The sequence below is a fragment of the Okeania sp. SIO2B9 genome (assembly GCF_010672505.1).
Classification (GTDB): Bacteria; Cyanobacteriota; Cyanobacteriia; order Cyanobacteriales; family Microcoleaceae; genus Okeania; species Okeania hirsuta.
The window spans coordinates 1-1,915 of sequence record NZ_JAAHGK010001386.1 but is presented as its reverse complement, the minus strand read 5'-3'; the positions used below and the strand labels follow the sequence as shown (position 1 = coordinate 1,915).

Below are 1,915 nucleotides of genomic sequence, written 5' to 3'. Positions count from 1 at the left end.
CATATTGTTAAAGCAATACCAGTAGCTATTGGTATCATTACTCGCATACTATGATAAATATATCTGTTGGGAAAATGAAGCTGAAACAAAAAAGCATGAGCGAGGAAAAATAACCCCATAGATGCTAGTAAAATTTGAACTAATATTTCTACCTTTAAAGAAACCTGTTTTGCCAGAGGAAATTTTTGACTTTTTCCAAGTACAAAAGGTAAGAATAATGAGGCGATCGCTAGTGGAGGTAAAAACCCTAAAAATAATATGCCACTCCTCGGTCCTATTAGCCAAAAAATCAAAGGATTTTCGTGAAAAAAGAATGCTCTGCCATAGTTTCCATCATCATAATTAAAAATTGGTTGTAATTTAGCTTCCGCAGCAGTAATAATTGACCCGAATTCCGTAGCAGAAAACTTGTATGGTAGAAGTATAATTGCAGCAGTTATTATTGCTCCTAACCAGAGGTAATAATTTAATCGGACTGAAGTAAATTTTAACCGTTTTTTATCGTAGGAAAATAGTCGAATAGTTAAGATAGTTACTGATAGTAAAACAGTGTGAGGATAAAAAATAGCTTGGAGAGCGATCACTACTAATACAGGAAAGAAGGAATTTCGGAGTAGGTAATATAGGAATGCTAAAAAAAGTGGATATAAAAATGCTCTGGGAGTAGCAGAAACTAAGTCATCTTCCATCCATAAAGTTTGATTTAAAATGAGTGAACTAAAAAAACCTACGGCAGGAATAGGTAGAATTTGTAAACTTATTCCAAAACAGTAAATTGTCGCAATTAATCCGAGAAATATTGGTAATAATTTACCTAAAAAAATAGGGTCGATGCCTAAAGATGTGATGAGCGAATAAAAAGTTTTATATCCCCATGGAGCTACTGATTGAAAATAGTCAGCAATGAAATCTTGAGGGAATAATTCTGCATTTAAAAAACGACGCATCCAAAATATATGTTGTCGAGCATCATCTTGAATAAAATATTCACTTTTGAGGGAAAATTTGAGAGATTCAAAACCATAAATTAAGACAATAGCTAAACTTAAACCAAACCAGAATATCCAGCTTCGATTTATCAAATTTTTATGTAAAATCGATAAAAATTTACTAATTTTTAATTTGGATATTAAAAGATTTGACATATTTGATTATAGATTAGCGATTTTATAAGAAATGATATGATTGGCGATTGTTGTTTAGCGTTAATAGTTTATTCTAAAAATTAGAATAATTGTAAATTTTGAATAAAAAGTATTGCTATAACTATGCTTGGGCTTTATTTCTGTGCTAAAAGAGCTAAAATTTAATTACTTATTACAACTAAGGTTTAAATTTAGATTACTTCTAACAACGAAAGTTCTCGAACACAAATAATTGTTGCTACTAATTGGTGGAACTGCAGTAATAATTGCTGCATTAATAGCAGCAATTGGTCAATACTGTAGTTAATCAAATGCTACCAAAGAGATAAAATTGCTTCAGGAATTAGGGAATAAAAGAATAGAATATACAAGCAATGGTCAACTTTGTACACCTCGTCACGAAGAACAAATAAAAGTAAAGGAAGATGGAATATTATACGCTGAATATATCGTTCCTCCTGGTCATTTTAGTACGGTTATAATCTATTTCTATGTTGATAACAAACTTAAAGGACGTGAAGAATATAAGATAGATAATTATAAATCTGTAAAAAAGGATATAGGTTTTATTACAAAAGGAAGCCATACTTTAGCATTAGAAGCAAAAGGAGTAACAGGTGGTTGTAATAAAGGAAAATTAAATTCTTGGGGAGGGGCAGTGAATCTTCACATATTACCAGACCCACCTATATTTTGCAGGTCTTAGCAAAAAGCTACAATATTTCAGATTACCTATTTCATATAAATAATAGTCTTCAGAGCAGAGTCTA

Annotated in this window: 1 protein-coding gene and 1 pseudogene; one reads left to right on the top strand and one right to left on the bottom strand. The window is 31.0% G+C overall.

The window, feature by feature from the left end:
• A pseudogene (locus F6K13_RS31015) lies at positions 1–1,082 on the bottom strand (hypothetical protein); the annotation flags it as partial.
• Positions 1,083–1,476: 394 nt separating this feature from the next.
• On the opposite strand from F6K13_RS31015, the gene F6K13_RS31010 reads away from it, so the two are divergent.
• Positions 1,477–1,851: a hypothetical protein gene (locus tag F6K13_RS31010; RefSeq protein WP_287241823.1), complete on the top strand. Its 375-nt coding sequence runs from the start codon at positions 1,477–1,479 to the stop codon at positions 1,849–1,851.
• Positions 1,852–1,915: the final 64 nt, after the last annotated feature.